Source organism: Janthinobacterium sp. NFX145 (assembly GCF_049810325.1).
Lineage (GTDB): Bacteria > Pseudomonadota > Gammaproteobacteria > Burkholderiales > Burkholderiaceae_D > Janthinobacterium > Janthinobacterium rivuli.
This window is the reverse complement of sequence record NZ_CP187360.1, coordinates 3,026,569-3,047,207: the sequence shown is the minus strand read 5'-3', so window position 1 is coordinate 3,047,207 and position 20,639 is coordinate 3,026,569. Positions and strand designations below refer to the sequence as shown.

The following is a 20,639-nucleotide window of genomic DNA, read 5'->3' as shown; positions in this document are numbered from 1 at the left end:
GCCCGTGCGCCGTTGACACCCTGCGCGGTCTGTCCTATAGTCGCCGGGTTAACGACAAATGAGAATGAGAATCATGTTCAGTTCTATCAAGAAATGGCTCGCGTGCTACCCGCTCGTGGCCGCCAGCCTCAGCCTGTTACTGGCCGGTGGCGCGCACGCGCAAGCGACCGATGCTGGCGCCGGCGCCAAGCAATTGTGGCAATTGATTGACTATGTTGCCGTCGATTACAGCGGCGCCGTCGAGCACGGCAAAGTGGTCAGCGAGGCGGAATACGCCGAAATGCTCGACTTTACGGACAACGCGACGACGCAGATCGCCGCCCTGCCCGCCCACGCTTCGCAAGCGGCCATCGCCTCCGCCATCGCCGACCTGCGCAAAGCCGTCGTCGCCAAGGCGGACGGCGTGGAAGTCAAGCGCCTGGCGCACCACGCGAACGGCTTGCTGATCGCCGCCTACCCGATACCCGTGGCACCGAAAGTGCTGCCGAACCTGGCGCGCGGCGCGGCCCTGTATGCGGCCCAGTGCGCTTCTTGCCACGGCGTGGCCGGCGGCGGCGATGGTCCGCTGGCGGCCAGCCTGGAGCCGAAACCGATCGCCTTCACGGATGGCGAACGGGCGCAGTCGCGCAGCCTGATGGCGCTGTACCAGGTCATTTCGCAAGGCGTGGCCGGCACGTCGATGGCCAGTTTCGGCCAGCTGTCCGAGAACGAGCGCTGGGATCTGGCCTTCTATATCGGCGGCATGTCGCACGATGCGGCGGCCAGCGCGCAGGGCGAAAAGCTGTGGCAGGACGATCCGCGCAGCAAAAAACTGTACGCGGACCTGGCCGCCGTGACGACCTTGACGCAGGAAGCCGTGACCGCCAAGCTGGGCGCGGACGAGGCCAAAGCGCTGACGGCGTACTTGCGCAGCCATGCCGACAAGGCCGAGGCGCACAAGCCGGCCGGCCTGGCCTTGTCGCGTCTGCGCCTGGCCGAAAGCCTGGCCGCCATGCATGCGGGCGACCGCGCGGGCGCCACGCGCCTGGGCCTGTCGGCCTACCTGGACGGTTTCGAGCCGATCGAGCCGATGGTCGGCGCGCGCAACAAGTCCTTGCTGCTGGCCGTGGAAAACGCCATGCTGGCCTACCGTTCCGCCGTGGCCAAGGGCACGGTGGCCGACGCCGACGCGGCCGGTGAAAAGCTGCAGCAACTGTTTACCCACGTGGAAGCGGAGCTGGGCGACGCCAAGGCCGACCCGATGACGACCTTTGTCGGCGCCCTGACGATTCTGCTGCGCGAAGGCGTGGAAGCGCTGCTGATCGTGATCGGCATCATCGCCTTCCTGCGCAAGGCCAAGCGCAAGGACGTGCTGGCCTATGTGCATGCGGGCTGGGCCAGCGCGCTGGTGGCGGGCGGCCTGACGTGGGTGGCGGCGACGTATCTGGTCACCATCAGCGGCGCCAGCCGGGAAGTGAGCGAGGGACTCGGTTCCGTGTTCGCGGCCCTGGTCCTGCTGAGCGTGGGCTTGTGGATGCACCAGAAGAGCAGCGCCGGGCGCTGGCAGGAATATTTGCACGAGAAACTCACGGCGGCCATGACGCGGCGCTCCGCCTGGGGCCTGTTCGCCCTGGCCTTCATCGCCGTCTACCGCGAAGTCTTTGAAACCGTGCTGTTCTATTCCGCCCTGGCGGCGGACGGCAATGGCGGCGCCCTGCTGGGCGGCTTCCTGGTGGCCATCGTGCTGCTGGTCGTGATCGCCTGGGCCTTGCTGCGCACCAGCGCCCGCATGCCAATTGGCAAGTTCTTCTCGTGGACGTCCGCCTTTGTGGCCGTGCTGGCCGTGATCCTGATGGGCAAAGGCGTGGCCGCGCTGCAGGAAGCGGGCTGGGTTGGCGTCAGCCCCGTCGATTTCATCCGCGTCGACCTGCTGGGCATCCTGCCGACCCTGGAAACCCTGCTGGCGCAGGCGGCCATCGTGGCCATCATCGTCGCCGGCTATGGCTGGAACCGCGTTTCCGCAGGCAAACGCAAGCTGGCCTGATCCTGCAGTCGGGGCACGGCAGCGTCCAGCGGGCGCTGCCTACGCCTGGTGGATCGGCGCGAACGACTCGGCAAACAGATCGGGCTCGTAACCGGCGGCACTGGTCACCAGGCTGTCGGGATTCGTAAAATACCTGGCCTGCAAGCGCGCCAGGTTGCCCGGCCAATGCGCCTCATCCCAGACACCCGACACGGGCGCCCCCGAGGCGTGCACGGCGCGGATGCCCGCATCGAGCAGCGCGTCGACCGCCGCGTCGGAGTGCGCCGCCGTGCGGCTGTTGTGGGAATTGTCGACCACGGTCGTGATGCCGGCGTCGATGCAGCCCAGAGCCGTGAGCACATTGCCTACGTAAATGTCGCGCGGCCGGTAGTATTTGGCGAACGAAAAATGCGTGGCGTTGCAATAGTCCTCGAGCGTTGCCGCATTCGGGTTGATGCGGCGCAGTTGGCCTTCCCAGGAATGGCGGTGGGTATCGACCATGCCTGGAATGGCGATCATCCCTGCGGCATCGATCACTTCGGCGCCGCCGGCTTGCAGGTTCTGGCCGATGGCGGCGATGGTGCCATCGGCAATCAGGATATCGCCCCTGGGTACATTGCCGACATTGCCATCCATGCTGATGATGGTGGCGCCTTTGATCAGCATCTTGTGCGGGACTGGGGCCAGCGGAGCCAGCAATTGGGAGACTTGTTCAGACATGCGTGATTTCCTGCCATAGGTAGTGGATTGCACGCAGTCTAGTGCAGGCAAGCACGGGGGAAAAGTGGCGCCCCGCGTTTTCAGCATGCGGAAAAACCGAACAATGTTGGGTTATAGTGCCGTTTCCCCTACTGCCAACAAGACAAGACAAGACATGGACCGCGTACAAGCAATGCAGGTATTCCTCCGCGTGGTCGAGAGCAAGAGTTTTGTGCGCGCGGCAGAGACCCTGGGCTTGCCTGCCTCGTCGGTCACCGGCATCATCAAGCGGCTGGAACAACATTTGCAGGCGCGCCTGCTGAACCGTTCCACCAGAAACCTCAGCCTGACACCGGAGGGCGAACGCTACTTTCATCGTTGCCGAGAGATACTCGACCTGATCGCCGACACCGAAGCGAGCCTGCAGGGTTCCAGCGAGCGCCCGCAAGGACGTTTGCGCGTGGATATGCCTGGCGGCATCGCCCATGCCGTGATCCTGCCCCAGTTGGCGCAATTCCAGCAACGCTACCCCGATATCTACCTGATGATCGGCGTCAATGACCGCCAGGTCGACTTGATACAGGAAGGCGTCGATTGCGTCATCCGCACCGGCAGCCTGGAAGACTCGACGCTGGTCGCGCGCCGGCTGGGCGAACTGCGCTGGATCACCTGCGCGGCGCCGTCCTACCTGGCCGAGCACGGCGTTCCCGCAACTTTGGAAGATGTACATGGACACCGGGCCGTCCACTACTTTTCCAGCACGCCGCGGCGCGGCGGCGAGCTGCAGTTCATCGACGACGGGGCCAGTATCACCGTTCCCCTCCCCGGCACGGTCGCCGTCAATGAGACGGGGCTGTACATCGAGCTGGGCCTGGCCGGCCACGGCTTGATGCAGCTGGCCGAGATCCTCGTAAGCGGCCATTTGCAGGCCGGAACATTGGTCGAGGTGCTGGCCGACAGGCGGCCGGCGCCCGTGCCGGTATCGCTGCTCTACCCCCACCAGCGCTTTCTTTCCCCTGCGATGCGGGCGTTCATCGACTGGACTACGGGGCTGTTCAACAACGGTGCGTGACAATTGAATAGTAATATTTTCAAAAATTTAACTATATTCGCTATTGCAGAGATTTATGCCGGCCAGCCGGACATTGGCCGTATCGGAAGCAACCCATCCATTGAACGTTCCACCAACGAAAGCATATCGATGAAAACTTCACGCGCAACTAGCTGGTCGCTGGGTCTTATTGTGGCAGGCGCCCTGCTCTCTTCCCACGCCTTTGCGGCGAAAATCCCCGACTGCGGCAAAAGGGAGCCAAGCAAAACCCTGCCCACGCCGCAAAACAGCGAATATGACGCCTACCGCAATGCGAAAACGAGCGCGGTCGCCGGTGGTCCCGGCAATACCGTCTTCAATAACAATGAGGGCCGCCTTCCCGCCGCCGGCAAGGACGAGGTTTATTATGAATACTATCTGGGGATCGGCGGCGATGGCGGAGCCGGTTCGCATCGTGCGGTCTTGCTTGTGCAGACACCGAAGGGGAAACGCAAATTGGTGGAGCGCTATTACACGCAGGACCACTATGCCAGCTTTTGCAGCCTGAAGAGCTAGTCCCTCCTCAACTACCGGCCGCGGCGGTGAAACGTCTGCCGCGGCTGGTCGCGTGCACGGTGTTGAAAAGTACGATATGATGACCGTCATGCAGAACTTACCCAACAAGAAACCCTCGGCGCAAAGCCGCAAGGAAGCCACCCACGAACGCATCGTCGAAGTGGCCACGCGCGCCATCCGCCGCAGCGGCTACGCGGGCACGGGCGTGGCCGACATCATGAAGGAAGCGGGCCTGACGCACGGCGGCTTTTATGCGCACTTCGCCTCGCGCGACGCCCTGCTGGCCGAAGCGGGAGACCGCGCGGGCGCCGAAGCGGTGGCGCTGGCAGCCCGGGTAGCCGCCGCCGCCCCACCGGGCCAGGCGCTGCAGGCCATGCTGGCCGCCTATCTGTCGCCCGAACACATCGCCGCCATCGAGGTGGGTTGCCCCGTCTCGGCGCTGGGTTCGGAAATGCCGCGCCAGGCGCCCGAGGTGCGGCGCGCCGCCACCATCCACATCAAGGAAATGATCGACCTGTTCGCGCGCCAGATGCCGAACTGGGGCCAGCCGGAAGCCCACGCGCAAGCCATGGCGACGGTGTGCGCCATGATCGGCACCACCATCCTGGCGCGCGCCGTCGACGAGCCGGCCCTGTCGGACGCGCTGTGCGCGGCCACCCTGGCGCAGTTTCAGACACCAGACTAGCCGTACCGGCCTGGGCCATGATCCGTCCCGGGCTTTTTTTCAAACAAGAATATGACGACCGTCATATTTTATATTCCACGCTGTCAACTACTGAAGGAACATCATGAAAAACAAGAAGATTGCCCTGGTCACCGGCGCCTCGTCCGGCATCGGCGCGGCCACGGCCCGGCGCCTGGCGCAAGCGGGCTATACCGTGTACGGCACCAGCCGCAGCGGCGCGCAGCTCCCTGGCCAGCAATACGCCATGCTGGCGCTCGACGTCACCAGCGAGGAGTCCGTCGCTGCCGCCGTGGCAGAGGTAATGCAGCGCGAGGGCCGCATCGACCTGCTGGTGAATAACGCCGGTTTCGGCGTGGCCCCGGCCGGCGCCGAAGAAAGTTCCATCACGCAAGCGCGCGCCATCTTCGAGACGAATTTCTTTGGCGTCGTGCGCATGACCCTGGCCGTGCTGCCACACATGCGGGCCCAGGGGGGCGGGCGCATCCTCAATATCGGTTCCGTCGTGGGCTTTTTGCCCATGCCCTACGGCGCGCTGTATTCGGCCACCAAACACGCCATTGAAGGCTACACTGAATCGCTCGACCATGAAGTGCGTGGCTGGGGCATCCGCGCCAGCGTCATCGAACCGGCCTATACGAAAACCACGTTCGAAGCCAATCTGCTGGCGCCCGATACGCCGCTGTCGGCCTACCGGCAAGTCAGCGCAGCCGTCACAAGCCGGCTGCAAGCGCTGATGGCCGGTGCCGATGACCCGGCCATCGTGGCCGACAGCGTATTGGCGGCGGCGCAGGCAAGCGAGCCAAAATTGCGCTACACGGCCGGGCCGCTGGCCGCGCGCCTGCGCCTGATGCGACGTTTCATGCCCGCGTCGCTGCTGGACGCCGGCTTGCGCAAGGACCTGCGCCTGGCGTGAACGCGGGCATTTCATTCAACCTGACAAAGAGAACAGCATGCAAGCTCTGCAACTGAAAAAATACGGCGGCCCCGATCACGTGGCGTTTGTGGAACTGCCCCGCCCCACGCCCGGCCCCGGCGAATTGCTGGTGCGGGTGCACGCCGTGGGTCTGAACCCCATCGACAACCTGATTCCCAAGGGCGACTTCAAGCCGATCTTGAAAACGCGCTTGCCGGCCACCCTGGGCAGCGATCTGGCCGGCGTGGTCGTGGCCGTCGGCAGCGGCGTCACGCGTTTTACAGTGGGCGACGCCGTGTATGCGAGTATTTTCGACACGCCGCACGGCAGCCTTGCCGAATTCGCCATCGTGCCGGAACAGGCGGCCGCGCTGAAACCGGCCAACCTCGATTTCGTGCAGGCGGCGTCGATTCCCATGGTGGGCCTGACGGCGTGGCAAGCCATGCACGAGCGCATGCAGCTCAAGGCCGGCCAGAAAGTGTTCATTCCAGCCGGTTCCGGCGGCATCGGCACGTTTGCCATCCAGTTGGCCAGGCACTTGGGCGCCCGCGTGGGCACCACCACCAGCACGGCAAACGTGGAGCTGGTGCGCGGCCTGGGCGCCGATGAGGTCATCGACTACAAGCAACAGCCATTCGAGGACGTGCTGCAGGGCTACGACGCCGTACTGGGCACGGTGCGCGGCGACGGGCTGGAAAAAGCCTTGCGCATCGTCAAGCCGGGCAGCCACATCGTGTCGCTGATCGGTCCGCCGGACGCCGCCTTTGCCCGCGCGCGCGGCATGAACGTGGTGCTGAAACTGGTGTTTGGTTTGCTTAGCCGCAAGATCATCGGCCTGGCGAAGCGGCGCGGCGCCAGCTATGCCTTTCACTTCGTGCGTCCCGACGGCAGCCAGCTGGCACAGATCGCCGCCCTGCTCGAGGCGGGAACCATCCGCCCCGTCATCGACAAGGTGTTCCCTTTTGCTGAGGCGAAACAGGCGCTGGCCTACCTGGCGCAGGGCCGCGCACGGGGCAAGGTGGTGGTGCAACTGCCCGAGTCTTGAGGCATATTTGAACTGCTTTCCGCGCTGTGACTATGTGTGAGTTTTTTGTTGGCAATTTACTCCATACTCGTTGTCAACCGTGTGCCTCTTGATACCGGTCAACCTCCATAAAGGTAGCTCATGCGCGTTTTCCCGGAATGCTGCTGGCTCGCTATCACCCTCGTGGCTGGCATGGTCCACGCCGCCGAACCGGGTGTCAGCGATACGCACATCCGGCTGGGCATGGTCAATGCGCAAACGGGCGCGGCCTCGGGGCTGGGGAAAGCCATGCTCGACGGCGCGACGGCCGTTTTCCAGGAAGCGAACCAGCGCGGCGGCATCCATGGCCGCAGCATCGAACTGGTGCTTGCCGACGATGGCTACGATCCGGACCGCGCCATCAGCGAAACGCTCAGGCTGGTAGAGGAAAAACAGGTGTTCGCCCTGTTCGGCAACGTGGGCACGCCGACCACCAACGCCGTCATCCCTATCGTCCGGGAAATGAAGGTGCCGCTGGTGGGCGCGTTTACGGGGGCGATGACCTTGCGCCGCCCCGTGGTGCATGAAATCATCAACTTCCGCGCCAGTTATGACGATGAATCCGATGCCCTGGTGCAGTATTTCACCAGCCGCGGCGTCAAACGCTTTGGCGTGCTGTACCAGGACGACGGCTTCGGCAATGCCGTACTCGACGGCACCGTGCGCGCCCTGCAACGGCGCGGCATGGAACTCGTCGCCAAGGGTTCCTTTCAGCGCGGCACGACGGCCGTCAAGGCGGGACTGGCGGCCCTGATCGGACACGACCTGCAAGCCGTGATCATGGCCGGGCCCTACACGCCGGTGGCCGCGTTCGTGCGCGAGGCAAGCCAGACCGGGCTGAAGGCGGCCCTGGCCACGGTATCGTTTGTTGGCACGGACAGCCTGCTGCAATTGCTGGGCAAGGCAGGCGACAATATCGTCATTTCCCAGGTGGTGCCGCTGCCGGACGACCGCCAGTTGCCCATCGCCGCCGATTGCGCCGCGCTGCTGGCCAGGCATGTGCCGGCGGCCAGGCTGTCTTTCGTCAGTTTTGAAGGCTGCATCTCGGCCACCCTGATGGTGGCGGCGCTGCGCGGCGCGGGCGCCGACCTCACGCGCGAGCACCTGATCCAGAGCTTCGAAACGTTCGACCGGCTTGACTTGGGCGGCATGCGGGTGACGCTGCGGCCCGACAACCACCAGGCGTCGACGGCCGTGTTCCTGACCCGCATCGCCGACGGCAGGATCGTTCCGGCCGACCCGGCCCCTGGCGCGAAGTGATGCGCGCTCCCCTGCCCTGCGCGACCTGGAGCCTGACATGAAAATCAGGACCAAGCTGATCATCAGTACCACCGTCCTGCTGGCGGGCGTGGCGGCCATGGCGGCGGCCAGCCTGCTGCTGGTGAAAGGCATCGAAACCCATGTGCACGGCTTGACCGACCGTACCGTGCCGCTGTACACGGACGTCTTGCGCCTGCGCTATACCGTGCAAGACATGGCATCGGATTTTTTCGAGCTGGGCAAGGCGGAAGACCTGGCGCAGCTGGAGCAGGTATCAAGCAAGATCGTCGCCAATATCCAGGCCGCCGAGAGCATCAGCCAGCAATTACGGCGTCATGGCGAGTTGCAAACGCCGCGCTACCACTCGGCCTTCGAGCAGGAATTCCAGCGCATGCGCGTGGCCGTGCGCAAACGTCTGGAAAACGAGGCTTATTACAAGGCGCAGGCGACGGAAATGCGCCAGGTGCTGGCGCAGATCAAGGCCGCCGCCAAGGGCGCGCGCGGCAAGATCCGCCTGGTCGACAGCCAGGCCCAGGCCACCGCCGCCGAAGTGCAGCTGGAAAGCCAGCGCCTGAACGAGAACGCGCGCTACCTGACCGACTTGCGCAAGAGCATCCTCGACATGCAGATTGCGCTGGCCGAAACGGAGGCCGTGAAGAACCGTTTTCGCATCGCCCCCTTGCGCGAACGGCTGACGGCGGCCGTCGCGCATCTGGCGGGAAGCGGCGAGCGCGGCATCAGCCCGGCCCAGCAGGCGCTGCGGGAAAAGCTGCTGGCCACGGCGCGCCAGATGCTCGATCCCGCCACCGGCTTGCTGGCCCTGCGCGCCGGACTACTGGCCGAGGGCGGCGCCAGCGCGGCGCAGCAGGCGCACTATGCCGCGCTCAAGGAACAAGTCGGCGCCACCCTGGCCTCCACGCTCCTGCGCCTGGCCGAGGAACTCGATCCCATCGAACTGCAGCTGGCCATCGGGCGCGACCGGCTGGCGCAGGCCAACCGCTACATGCGTACTTCGGCCCGCATCGAGGACGCCAGCGGCGAAATCAACCTGGCCGTCGACGCCATCAGCATCGGCGTGGGCGAAGTCATGCTGGCCACGGCCGCCGGCGACGTCACGCGCCTGGGCGACGATATCGCCCTGCACATCAGCACCCTGCACGGCGACATGGCCACCATGCAAACCTTGCTGCAAAGCATAGGCCAGCTGGGCTTGCTGGCCGAAACGCGCGGCGTCAACACTTACCTGGACAAGGTCGAGCGGTCGGGACAGCGGCTGGTGCAAGCCAAGGGCAGCGTACTGGACAGCGAAAAGGCGCTGGACGAGGTCATCGACCACGTGCGCGCCTTCGAGCGCGAACAGGCCGCCTATTCGGCGCAGCAAGTGGCGCGCATCACGGGGCAGCAGCAGGACGCGGTGGCCCAGGTGCGCGACGGCGTGCGCCATGCCTTCGTGCTGATTCTCGGCATCGGACTGATCCTGCTGCTGGCCTGCGTGGCCATCACGGGGCTGATCAGCGCTTCCATCGCCAGGCCGCTGGCGCACCTGTCCCATGCGATTGCCCATATCCGCGGCGGCAAACCGCTGTCGGTGCGCGTGGCGCAGCATGGCAGCGATGAACTGGGGCAATTGATCATGGGCTTTAACGGCATGCTCGAGCACGTCGAACAGCGCGACCTGGCGCTCAAGCAGGCCAAGGCCGAGGCCGACGCCGCCAACCGCGCCAAGTCAGAATTCCTGGCCAAGATGAGCCACGAGATCCGCACGCCGATGAATGGCGTGCTGGGCATGACGGAATTGCTGCAGCGCACGGAACTGAGTCCCAAGCAGCAGCGTTTCGTGCACACGGTACACCGCTCGGGCGAAAGTCTGCTGAGCATCATCGATGACATTCTCGATTTTTCCAAGATCGAGGCGGGCAAGCTGGTGCTCGAACATATCCCCTTCGACCTGCGCCAGGTGATCGACGATGTCGTGGCCCTGTTTGCCAACGGCATCCAGCGCAAGGCCATCGAATTTACCTGCCGCATCGCCTCCGACGTGCCGCAGCACGTGCGCGGCGACCCCGTGCGCCTGCGCCAGATCCTCACCAATTTGCTCAACAACGCCACCAAGTTTACCGAACGGGGCGAGATTTCCGTCGATGTCAGCTGTCCCGCCGCCGGCCAGATCCGCCTGGAGGTACGCGACACGGGCATCGGCATGGCGCCGGAGGCGGCCGCCGCCGTCTTCCAGCCGTTCCGCCAGGCCGACAGCACCACTTCGCGCAAATACGGCGGCACGGGCCTGGGCCTGGCCATCATCAAGCAGCTGGTGGAAATGATGGGTGGCAACATTGTGCTCGAATCCGTGGCGGGCCAGGGGTCCAGCTTTGCCGTCACTGTTGCGGTGGGCACCGTGGCGCCCGAGGACGCGCCGCCGGCGCCGCCGCCGCGCGTGTCGCTGGGCGCCTTGCACGTGCTGATCGTCGATGACCATGCCACCAACCGCACGATCCTGCAGCAGCACGCGATCGAGTGGCAGATGGCCGCCGCCAGCGCCGCCGACGGGGCCGAAGCGCTGGGCCTGCTGCAAGCCGCGCTGCGCGGCGGGCGTCCGTTCGACCTGGCCATCATTGACATGCGCATGCCGGTCATGGATGGCCCCGAGCTGGTGCGGGCGATCAAGGCCGACGCCGGCCTGGCGGCCCTGAAAATCATCATGCTCAGTTCACTCGATGCCTCGGCCGAGTTGCGCCAGGTGACGGCGCTGGGCGTGGCATATTGTCTGACCAAGCCCGTGCGGGCGCTGGAACTGCGCCACTGCATCGAAGCCGTGTGCGGCTACGCCACCCTTGCGCCAACAATGCCTGCCCTGCCTGCCCTGCCCGCGCCAGCGGACACCGTAGACGCAGGCCAGGCGCCGCTGCGCATGCTATTGGTGGAAGATAACGCCATCAACCAGGAAATCGCCCTGGCCATGCTGGAAGACAGCGGCTACGAAGCGACGCCGGCCGACAACGGGCGGCGCGCGCTGGCCCTGTGGGAGCGCTACCCGTTCGACGTGATCCTGATGGATTGCCAGATGCCCGAAATGGACGGTTTTGAAGCGACGCGGCGCTTGCGCCGCATGGAAGCCGAGCAAGGCCGTGTCCGCACACCCATCATTGCCCTGACGGCCAACGCCATCCTCGGCGACCGCGAACTGTGCCTGGACGCGGGCATGGACGACTACCTGGCCAAGCCGTACACGCGCGCCGCCCTGCTGGCCGTGCTGGCCCGCTGGCGCCCGTCGCCCGCCGCGCCGGCGGCAAGCGGGACGGTGAAGACGGTGAAGACGGTGGAAACAGTGGAAAAGGCAGCGGCGCCCGGCGCCATCCTCGACGCCGCCGCCCTGCAAAACCTGCGCGCCATGCGCCGTCCCGGCCGTCCCGACGTGCTGGGCCGCATCATCGACTTGTTCTACAGCGACGCGCCGCGCCTGCTGGGCCAGCTGGAAGTGGCCGCCGAGGCCAGCGATACCGCGGCCCTGCAGCTGGCGGCCCATACGCTCAAGTCCAGCTGCGCCAACGTGGGCGCGCTGGGCTTGTCGGCCACCTGCCGTGAAATCGAACAATACGCGCGCGGCAATGACGTCGGCAGCGCGCTCAACCATATCCGCGGCATCCAGCAAGAACTCGACCGTGTCCTCGCCGCCCTGGCCATTGAGAAGGAAGCCATATGAATACCGCACTGCCCCCGCAAGCACTGGTCCTGGTGGTCGATGACGACACCATGACGCGCATCCTGGTGACGGAAGCGCTGGAGCCGGAAGGCTTCCGCATCGAGGAAGCGGCCAGCGGCCTGGAAGCGCTGGCCGCCTTTCAGCGCGGCGTGCCCGACCTGATCCTGCTCGACGTCGCCATGCCCGGCATGAGCGGCTTCGAATGCTGCGCCCAGCTGCGCCGCTTGCCCGGCGGCGCGCACGTGCCCATCGTCGTGCTGACCGGCAACGACGACGATGACTCCATCAAGCAGGCGCTGGAAGCGGGCGCCAGCGATTTTATCTCCAAGCCGATGCAATGGCGGCTGCTGGCGCACCGGCTGCGCTACCTGCTGCGGGCCAGCAGCGCGCTCACCGAATTGAGCCGTATCCAGGAAAGCCTGAACCACGCGCAGGCGCTGGCCCGCCTCGGCAACTGGGAATACCGGGTCGCCGGCGGCGACGGCTACTGGTCGCCGGAGCTGTTGCGCATCCTGGGCCTGGACGCCGATCCCGGCCCCACCAGCTTCGAGCGCCTGCTGCAGTGCCTGCCGGAAGACCAGCGACCGCTGCTGCTCGATGCCTTCATGGAACTGCATGCGAACGGCACCAGCTACGGCCTGGAACACAAGGTGCTGCAGCCGGATGGCGGCGAGTGCATCGTCTTTCACCAGGCCGAAGCCGTGCGCGAAGGCCGCCAGGTGCTGCTGATGCGCGGTACCGTGCAAGACATCACGGAGCGCAAGCTGCAGCAATTGCGCATCGAATACCTGGCCAACCACGATGCGCTGACGGACTTGCCCAACCGCCAGTTGCTGAACGACCGCATCGGCCAGGCCATCGCCCATGCCCGACGCACCCGCTTGCACCTGGCCACCCTGATGCTGGACCTCGACCGTTTCAAGTTCGTCAACGACAGCTACGGCCACCCGGTGGGCGACGCGCTGCTGCGGGAAGTGGCCCGGCGGCTGAAGCTGGCGGTGCGCGAGGGTGACACCGTGGCACGCCAGGGCGGCGACGAATTCGTCCTCCTGCTGACGGACCTGCCCGACATCGTGACGGCTGAACAGATCGTGCAAAAAGTGCTGGCGGTGTTCGCCGATCCCTTCGTGCTGGGCGAGCATACCCTGCACGTGAGCACCAGCATCGGCGCCAGCGTGTTTCCGTCCGACGGCGACAGCGGCGACATGCTGCTCAAGACGGCCGATGCCGCCCTCTACAGCGCCAAGGACAAGGGCCGCAACGGCTACCAGTTCTACAACCACAAGATGGGCGTGCTGGTGGAGGAGCGGGCCGAAATCGAACACGCGCTGCACCAGGCGCTGGCGCTGGGCGAGCTGGAACTGCACTACCAGCCCAAGGTCGACCTCACCAGCGGCAAGATTTATGGCATGGAAGCGCTGCTGCGCTGGCGCCGCGACGGCATCGGCCTGGTGCCGCCGGACCGCTTCATTCCCCTGGCCGAGGAAACGGGCATGATCGTGCCCATCGGCGAATGGGTGCTGCGCACGGCGTGCGCGCAACTGGGCGTCTGGCATGCCTACGGCTTTACGCACCTGACGATGGCCGTCAACGTGTCGGCGCGCCAGTTCCGCCAGGCCGATATGCCGCAACTGGTGCGCGAAGTGCTGGCCGACAGCGGCGTGCCGGCCCACTGCCTGGAACTGGAGTTGACGGAGAGCGTGCTGATGCAAAACCGCGACCTCGTGGTGAAGGCATTGGAACAGTTGAAGGAAATCGGCGTCACCCTGTCGCTGGACGACTTCGGCACCGGCTATTCCAGCCTGTCCTACCTCAAGCAGTTCCCCATCGACGTGGTGAAAATCGATCAATCGTTCATCCGCGACGTGACCGACAGCGTGGATGGCGCGTCGCTGACCCGCTCCATCATCGCCATGGCCAAGTCGCTGCACATGACCACCGTAGCCGAAGGCGTGGAAACGGAGGGGCAATTGGGATTTCTCAATACCAACCACTGTGACGCCATGCAAGGCTATTACTTCAGCCGCCCGCTGCCCGGCGCCGAGATGGATCAGATGTTGCATGCCGGCACCCATTTGCCGCCCGAGAACTGCCATGCCGAAACGCCGCAGCGTGTGCTGCTGCTGGTGGACGACGAAGAGCACATCCTGTCCGCCCTGCGCCGCTCGCTGCGCAAGGAAGGCTACCAGATACTCAGCACCAGCAAGCCGCAGGAAGCGCTGGAACTGGTGGCCGCCAATGCCGTGGGCGTGATCCTTACGGATGCGCGCATGCCGGGCATGTCCGGCAACGAACTCTTGCGCCGCATCAAGGGCATCTATCCGGAGATCGTGCGCGTGATGTTGTCCGGCTACCCCGAATTGCATTCGGTCACGGCGGCCATCAATGAAGGCTCGGTGTACAAGTTCATCACCAAGCCCTGGGACGAAACCTTGCTGAAAGACCATTTGCGCGAAGCCTTCGTGCGCTTCGAATCGGGCGTGCAACGCCCGCCCGTGGGTCCGCATGGCATCGAGATCGGCAACCGCGCCGCCTGACCACTTACCGCTTACCACTTACCACTTACCAGTAGCCAAGCACCTTCCACCACGTCGTGCCGACGATGGCAAAGATCAGCAGCTCCACCACGCACATGATGAAGCCGACTCTCCACCAGTTGCCCATGGTCACGAAGCCGCTGCCGAAGATGATGGGCGAGGTGCCCGTCGCATAGTGCGTCAATGTCATCATGATGGCCGAGCCGGCCGTCATCATCAGCATGAACGGCACGTGGTATTCGGCCGGGATCAGGTGCAGGCCCACCGTCAGGAATGCCAGCAGCATGGCGCTGATGTGGGCCGTCGTGCTGGCGAAGAAGTAATGCGAGAAGACAAACACCAGCACCAGCACGCCGGCGATCGGCAGCCAGTCCATGCCGCTGGCGACAATCGCCGCCTTCATGCCGGCCGAGAACCAAGCGATCACGCCCGTCTTGTTGAGTTGCTCGGCCATCATGACGAGCGCGCCGAACCACACCAAAGTGTCCCAGGCGCTCTTTTCCGACAGCACGTCATCCCAGTCGATGGTGCCTGTGATGATCAGCACGAACAGGCCGACAAAGGCAACCACCGTCGCATCGAGCGAAAACGCGGGACCGAACAGCATGGCGGGCACGTTGGCCCACAGCAGCAGCAACAGGGCGAAGGTGCCCAGCATGACTTTTTCCGACGGCGACAGCGGACCCATGCTTTTCAGTTCCGCCTTGGCGTAGGTGACGGCGTCGGGCGTGGCTTTCAGTTCCGGCGGCGACAGCCAATAAATAATCAAAGGCATCACCAGCAGGCAAACCAGGCCCGGCAGCAGCATGCACAGGGCCCAGGTGGTCCACGTCAGGTGGAAACTCTGGCCGCTGGCCTTGGCCACGAAGTCGACCACCAGCGGGTTGGGCGCCGTGGCCGTCAAAAACATGGCAGACGTGATGGGGTTCGCGTGGTAGTTGACGAGGGCCAGGTAGGTGCCGACTTTCTTTTCCGTGCCCTTGGCCGGATCCGAATCGAAGGCGTTGGCGATCGATTTCATGACGGGGTGGACGATGCCGCCGCCGCGCGCCGTGTTACTGGGCGTAAATGGCGCCAGCACCAGTTCGCAAATGGCCAGGCCATAGCCGATGCCCATGGTGCGCTTGCCCAGCAAGGAAATGAACAGCAGGCCGATGCGGCTGCCCAGTCCCGTCTTTTTCAGGCCGCGCGAAATCAGGATCGCCACGACGATCAGCCAGATCAGGGGATTCGAGAAACTGCTGAGCGCATCCGTGATGGCGCCCTTGGACGAGGTCGACGTCACTTGCGACAGCGACACGATGACGATGGCCATCATGGCCATCACGCCGATCGGCATGACTTTCAGGATGATCGCCAAAATCGTGGTGAGGAAAATCGCCACCAGGCCCCAGGCCTTGGGCGTCAAGCCGTCCGGCGCCGGCAGCAATAGCATGCTCACGAGCAAAGCGGTGCAGATCAGGGCGGGGACGAGGCGGAATGGGACGGCTTCCTTGAAATGCAGGAACAAGTCTCGCACTGTTTTATACATCTTTATTACCTTTCGCTGTGGGTCAGGCATCGTAGCAAGCGGCGTGGCACGCGCAGAGTCTTGGGCCGGGGCGCAGGAAAAAACGCGCCGTCAACGATGACAGATGCCCAACAATTCTGTTCGGCAATATCATACACGCAGGACTTCCCTGCCCGTGCCCCGTTGCCGCGTTCGTTACCGACTATCTGTAAAATCGTTGACCGGCAAGCGACACATGTCGCATAATTGCCCCATTAGTCGCCAGACAGGCTGACAAGGAAACCATTGAATACCCGCAATCACCATATCGACGCCTTGCGCGGCGCCGCCATCCTGGGCGTGCTGCTGCTGCACTTCGCCCTCGCCTACGGCTTGAAGAACAGCCCGCTCGAAATCCTGCCCGTCTGGCTGCTGCGCGCCGCCTACCAGGGCAATTACGGCGTGACCATGTTTTTCGTCATTTCCGGCTATCTGATCACCTCGACCTCGCTGCAGCGCTGGGGCGACCTGGCGCGCATCGACCTGGCGGCGTTCTATCTTTACCGCATTGCCCGCCTGCTGCCATCGCTGCTGCTGGCCCTGTCCATCATCGTGCTGCTGGGCGTGCTGGACGTGCCCTACTTTGCCAACTCGGACGGCGGCAAGGATTTGCCCGCCAGCTATTTCGTCATCGCCATCGCCTCCGTGCTGACCTTCTGGCATAACGTGCTGATGCAAAGCGCCGGCTATTTCAATTACTGCCTGAATGTGTACTGGTCCTTGTCCGTCGAGGAAATGTTTTATCTGCTGCTGCCTTTGTCGTGCCGCATCCTGCGCCGGCGCCAGGCGATCATGCTGCTGTGCGGCGCCGCCATCGTCGCCGGCCCCGTGTATCGCAGCCTGCATGCGGACAACGAGATTGACTTCATGTACGGCTATATCGCCTGCTTCGACGCCATCGCCATCGGTTGCCTGACGGCCATGCTGACGCAACGCTGGCAACCAAGCGCGCGGATCGGGCGACTCTTGCGCTGGACAGCGGGCCTGGCCCTGGCGGCCGTGTATGTGCGCGGCATCGGTGGCCATGAGGTGTTCGGTTTTACCCTGGTCGCCGTAGCCAGCGCCGCCTTCATCCTTGGCGGCGTGGCGGCCGGACCGGCCAGCCAGCGACGGCCCGGCCCGCTGCAATGGCTGGGCCGCCATAGCTACGAACTCTATCTGTTCCATATTATCGTGCTGGCCGGCATGCGCAATGTAGTGGACAAGGCGGGCCTGGCCTACGCCGAGCGCCTGCCGTGGCTGGCGCTGTTCCTGGCCGCAACGGCGCTGGCTGCCGCCCTCGTGGCCCGCTACGTGTCCGAACCGGCCAATGCCGCCATCCGCCAGCGCTGGCGGCGTGCCGCGGAAAAGTGAGCCAGGTCAAGAGTCCGCATGCCCACCGCTCATTTCCGGCCCATTTCCAGCCCCGGCTTGCCATTCGCACTATAATGTCGGCACCGCGTGCGGCAGCAATGGCGGCGATAGACGGTAACAATTTCGTGTGGAGGCCAGTACAATAGCGTCTGGGCCTACACAGGGTTTCACTTTTGCCAGCAGTTGCCAGCAACTAACCATTTTTTTGACCAGCCAACACATACTATGAGTTCGATGAATGAAGAGCGCGTTTTAAGCGTGCACCACTGGACGGATACCCTGTTCTCCTTTACCACCACGCGCGACCCGTCGCTGCGTTTCTCGAATGGCCATTTCACCATGATCGGCCTGCGCGTCGATGGCAAGCCGTTGCTGCGCGCCTACAGTATCGCCAGCGCCAATTACGAAGACCACCTGGAATTTTTCAGCATCAAGGTGCCGGGCGGTCCATTGACGTCGCGCTTGCAGCACTTGCAAGTGGGCGACACCGTCATCGTCGGCCGCAAGCCGACGGGCACCCTGGTGTCCGACTACCTGCTGCCAGGCAAGCGCCTGTACATGCTGTCGACGGGCACGGGCCTGGCGCCTTTCCTCAGCATCGTGCGCGATCCGGACATCTACGAACGCTTCGACGAATTGATCCTCGTGCACGGCGTGCGCCAGGTCGATGAGCTGGCTTACCACGACTTGCTGGAAGAGCACCTGCCGAAACACGAATTCCTGGGCGAAATGGTCAGCGACAAGCTGCGCTATTACCCGACCGTGACGCGCGAAGACTTCCGCAACATGGGCCGCATCACGGAACTGATCGAAAACGGCAAGCTGGCCGAAGATCTGGGCGTGCCGGCACTGAACCCTGCCGAAGACCGCGTGATGATCTGCGGCAGTTCGGACATGCTGCGCGACCTGAAGGAAATGCTGGAAGCGCGTGGCTTCAAGGAAGGCAATACCTCGACGCCTGGCGACTTCGTTGTCGAGCGCGCGTTCGCCGAGAAGTAATCCGCAAGAGTCATCCGCCATACCCCAGGGGCCCGGTCCCGCCGCACACTGCGGCGGCGCCGGGCCTTTTTCATTGCCGCGTCAGTGGGCCGGCGATTGTTGCGCAGGCTGTTCGCTCCTGACAGAAACTGTCAGTACCGTTCATTATGATTTCGGCACCAGCAGGCTAGCGAGCCTGTATTACTATTGATATCTCCACCTGCGACAGGAATTTTCATGACACGTGCCATCACCATTCTGACCGAGAACTTTGCCGATTGGGAAACCGCCCTGCTCAATTCCACGGCGCGCCTGTATTACGGCTTTTACACGCAGTTCGCCACGCCCGGCGGTTTGCCCGTCACCTCGTCCGGCGGCATGCTGGTCACGCCGCAACTGGCGCTGGAAGAGATTGTGCTCGATGAACTCGATTTGCTGATGGTATGTGGTGGCAGCCACTGGCAAAGCGGCAAGGCGCCCGACATCTCCCCCTTGCTGCGCGCGGCCCGCGACAAGAATATCGTGCTGGCCGGTATTTGCGACGGCACGCGCGTGCTGGCGCAGGCTGGCGTGCTCGATAACGTGCGCCACACCTCGAATTGCGCCGATAACCTGACGGCAACCGGCTATGCGGGCGCCGCCCTGTACCAGGATGTGCCGTGGGCCGTGGCCGACCAGCGTGTCATCACGGCACCGGGCACGGCGCCCGTCAGCTTCACGAAGGAAGTCTTGCGCGCCCTGGGCATCGCCGATGACAACCTGGCCGCCTACCTGGCCATGCACGGCGCCGAACACGGCAAGACGCCCGGCTAATTGGCGCCCAGCGCGCGCAGGCGCTCCATTGCGTGCGTGTTGCCCGGATCGAGTTCCAGCGAACGGCGGTAATGCGTGACGGCCTGCGCCTTCGCGCCATTGGCCTCGTACGCTTCGGCCAGGCTGTCGTGGCCATTCGCCCCTTGCGGATACAGCTGCACGCCAAGCTCGAAGACGGCCACCGCCTGTTTCGGCTGCTGCCGTCCCAGCAGGCGATAGCCCCAGGCATTCAAGTCATCTTCCGTGGGTTCCGGCAAGCCATGCTGGCGCCGGATGGCCGCCAGTTTCTTGTCCAGTCCGTCGAAACCGGCGCTGGCCGCTTTGTTGCGCAGCAAGTGCGCGGCATACGCGCCGCCGCGCTGCTGGCGCAGGGCGGGAAGATAAAAGCCGGCGACAGTATCGATCAGCTGTTCCGGCTGGGCGCCGGCCAGGTTGCTGAGGATAATGACGGCCAGGCCATCGTTGGGATACACATAAAAGGCTGAGCGGGCGCCGCCGATGCCGGCCACGGCGCGGTGACCATCGCGGCCGATGGTGGGCCAGCCCAGCGCCCATGGCGCCGGCTTGCCGTCATTCAAGCTGGTCGGCTGCCACAGCCGTTCCACACCGGCGGGCGCCAGCAAGCGCCCGGACTGCAGCGCGATGAGCCAGTTGGCCAGTTCGCCCGCATTGCTGTTGATGCCAGCGCCGGCGCGCATGAACACGGGAAAATCTTCGATCACATTGCGGTAACCGTTGCCGCCCCGGTCCAGCACGTAGGAACTGGCCTTGTTGGCCACCACGTCCTTCGCGTCGCCAAAGCCGCTATGCGGCATGCCGGCCACGTCAAACTGCCCGCGCTGGACGAAAGTGGTAAAGGGCATTCCGCCTAGCCGCTCGACCAATTGCGCCAGCAACACGTAATTCGTCTGGTTATAGCGGAAGCGCTGGCCAGGCGCAGCTTCCACGGGCAGCGCCTGCACTGCTGTCCATGCCGCCTCGGCATCGTCCGGCTGCGGCCCCACCAGCTTGCCGCTGCGCTGGTCCAGCACGTCGGGCAAGCCCGAGGTGTGGTTGAGCAATTGCGTCACCGTCACGGCGTGCCAGGCGACAGGCAGCCCCGTCAGGTACTGCCCGATGGGTGCGGCCAGGTCGATCTTGCCCTGTTGCACCAGCTGCAGTACGGCGACACCCGCAAACGCCTTCGTTGCCGAATTGATGGAAAACAGGCTCGCCTCCGTCACGGGCACCTGGTATTGCAGGCTGGCCAGGCCGAAATTGCGCTTCAGCACAACCTTGCCACCTTGTATCACGGCCAGTTGCAGCCCTGGAATCTGGCGCTCCTGCATTTCGCTGCGCACGAAGGCGGCAATGTCGTGTTCCACTGGGGATGCCTGCACATGGCTGGCGGGGGCGGCGGCAAGCGCCAGGGCGAACAGGACAGACGGCAGGCGTGGCTTCAAGATGCGGCTTTCGACAGTGGAAAACGGAACCGCAGCATC

General features: G+C 64.4%; 15 protein-coding genes. 12 read left to right on the top strand and 3 right to left on the bottom strand.

All coding sequences use genetic code 11. The annotated features are described in order from the left end of the window. Positions 1-73: 73 nt before the first annotated feature. Positions 74-2,023, top strand: coding sequence for an FTR1 family protein (locus ACPJXG_RS13695; RefSeq protein WP_425254577.1), 1,950 nt, complete (start codon positions 74-76; stop codon positions 2,021-2,023). Between the two features lie 39 nt (positions 2,024-2,062). Here ACPJXG_RS13695 and ACPJXG_RS13690 read toward each other — a convergent pair whose 3' ends face one another. Further along, complete coding sequence (locus tag ACPJXG_RS13690; protein WP_425254576.1) at positions 2,063-2,722, bottom strand: hypothetical protein; 660 nt, start codon at positions 2,720-2,722, stop codon at positions 2,063-2,065. 154 nt (positions 2,723-2,876) lie between these two features. Between ACPJXG_RS13690 and ACPJXG_RS13685 the strand changes: the two genes are divergently transcribed. The 8 genes from ACPJXG_RS13685 to ACPJXG_RS13650 all read left to right on the top strand — a co-directional run bounded on the left by ACPJXG_RS13685 (position 2,877) and on the right by ACPJXG_RS13650 (position 14,465). Beyond that, entirely contained in the window at positions 2,877-3,773 is an 897-nt protein-coding gene (locus ACPJXG_RS13685) for a LysR family transcriptional regulator (RefSeq protein ID WP_035818931.1), read from the top strand. A 3-nt stretch (positions 3,774-3,776) separates the two neighbouring features. Next, positions 3,777-4,307, top strand: coding sequence for a ribonuclease domain-containing protein (locus tag ACPJXG_RS13680; RefSeq protein ID WP_152598688.1), 531 nt, complete (start codon positions 3,777-3,779; stop codon positions 4,305-4,307). 76 nt (positions 4,308-4,383) lie between these two features. Beyond that, entirely contained in the window at positions 4,384-4,992 is a 609-nt protein-coding gene (locus tag ACPJXG_RS13675; protein WP_425254575.1) for a TetR/AcrR family transcriptional regulator, read from the top strand. Positions 4,993-5,095: 103 nt separating this feature from the next. Beyond that, positions 5,096-5,905 (top strand): oxidoreductase, encoded by an 810-nt coding sequence (locus tag ACPJXG_RS13670; protein WP_425254574.1) that lies wholly within the window; start codon positions 5,096-5,098, stop codon positions 5,903-5,905. 37 nt (positions 5,906-5,942) lie between these two features. Beyond that, positions 5,943-6,950 (top strand): NADP-dependent oxidoreductase, encoded by a 1,008-nt coding sequence (locus tag ACPJXG_RS13665; RefSeq protein WP_425254573.1) that lies wholly within the window; start codon positions 5,943-5,945, stop codon positions 6,948-6,950. A 120-nt stretch (positions 6,951-7,070) separates the two neighbouring features. After that, positions 7,071-8,228 (top strand): ABC transporter substrate-binding protein, encoded by a 1,158-nt coding sequence (locus tag ACPJXG_RS13660; protein WP_425254572.1) that lies wholly within the window; start codon positions 7,071-7,073, stop codon positions 8,226-8,228. Positions 8,229-8,265: 37 nt separating this feature from the next. After that, entirely contained in the window at positions 8,266-11,928 is a 3,663-nt protein-coding gene (locus tag ACPJXG_RS13655; protein WP_425254571.1) for a response regulator, read from the top strand. Beyond that, a complete protein-coding gene (locus ACPJXG_RS13650) occupies positions 11,925-14,465 on the top strand; it encodes an EAL domain-containing protein (RefSeq protein ID WP_425254570.1) in 2,541 nt (846 codons plus the stop codon). The genes ACPJXG_RS13655 and ACPJXG_RS13650 overlap by 4 nt, the downstream gene beginning before the upstream one ends. A gap of 25 nt (positions 14,466-14,490) precedes the next feature. Here the strand turns inward: ACPJXG_RS13650 and ACPJXG_RS13645 are convergent, their stop codons facing one another. After that, complete coding sequence (locus tag ACPJXG_RS13645) at positions 14,491-15,996, bottom strand: anion permease (RefSeq protein WP_425254569.1); 1,506 nt, start codon at positions 15,994-15,996, stop codon at positions 14,491-14,493. Between the two features lie 264 nt (positions 15,997-16,260). On the opposite strand from ACPJXG_RS13645, the gene ACPJXG_RS13640 reads away from it, so the two are divergent. From ACPJXG_RS13640 to ACPJXG_RS13630, 3 genes are all read left to right on the top strand, one after another. Then, positions 16,261-17,367 (top strand): acyltransferase family protein, encoded by a 1,107-nt coding sequence (locus ACPJXG_RS13640; RefSeq protein ID WP_425254568.1) that lies wholly within the window; start codon positions 16,261-16,263, stop codon positions 17,365-17,367. Between the two features lie 225 nt (positions 17,368-17,592). Then, positions 17,593-18,366: a ferredoxin--NADP reductase gene (locus tag ACPJXG_RS13635; protein ID WP_035818959.1), complete on the top strand. Its 774-nt coding sequence runs from the start codon at positions 17,593-17,595 to the stop codon at positions 18,364-18,366. Positions 18,367-18,582: 216 nt separating this feature from the next. Further along, on the top strand, positions 18,583-19,158 hold the full coding sequence (locus ACPJXG_RS13630; RefSeq protein WP_176389057.1) for a type 1 glutamine amidotransferase family protein: 576 nt from the start codon (positions 18,583-18,585) through the stop codon (positions 19,156-19,158). Here ACPJXG_RS13630 and ACPJXG_RS13625 read toward each other — a convergent pair. Continuing rightward, positions 19,155-20,600, bottom strand: coding sequence for a serine hydrolase (locus ACPJXG_RS13625; protein ID WP_425254567.1), 1,446 nt, complete (start codon positions 20,598-20,600; stop codon positions 19,155-19,157). The two genes, ACPJXG_RS13630 and ACPJXG_RS13625, sit on opposite strands and share 4 nt — an antisense overlap. Between the last annotated feature and the right edge of the window lie 39 nt (positions 20,601-20,639).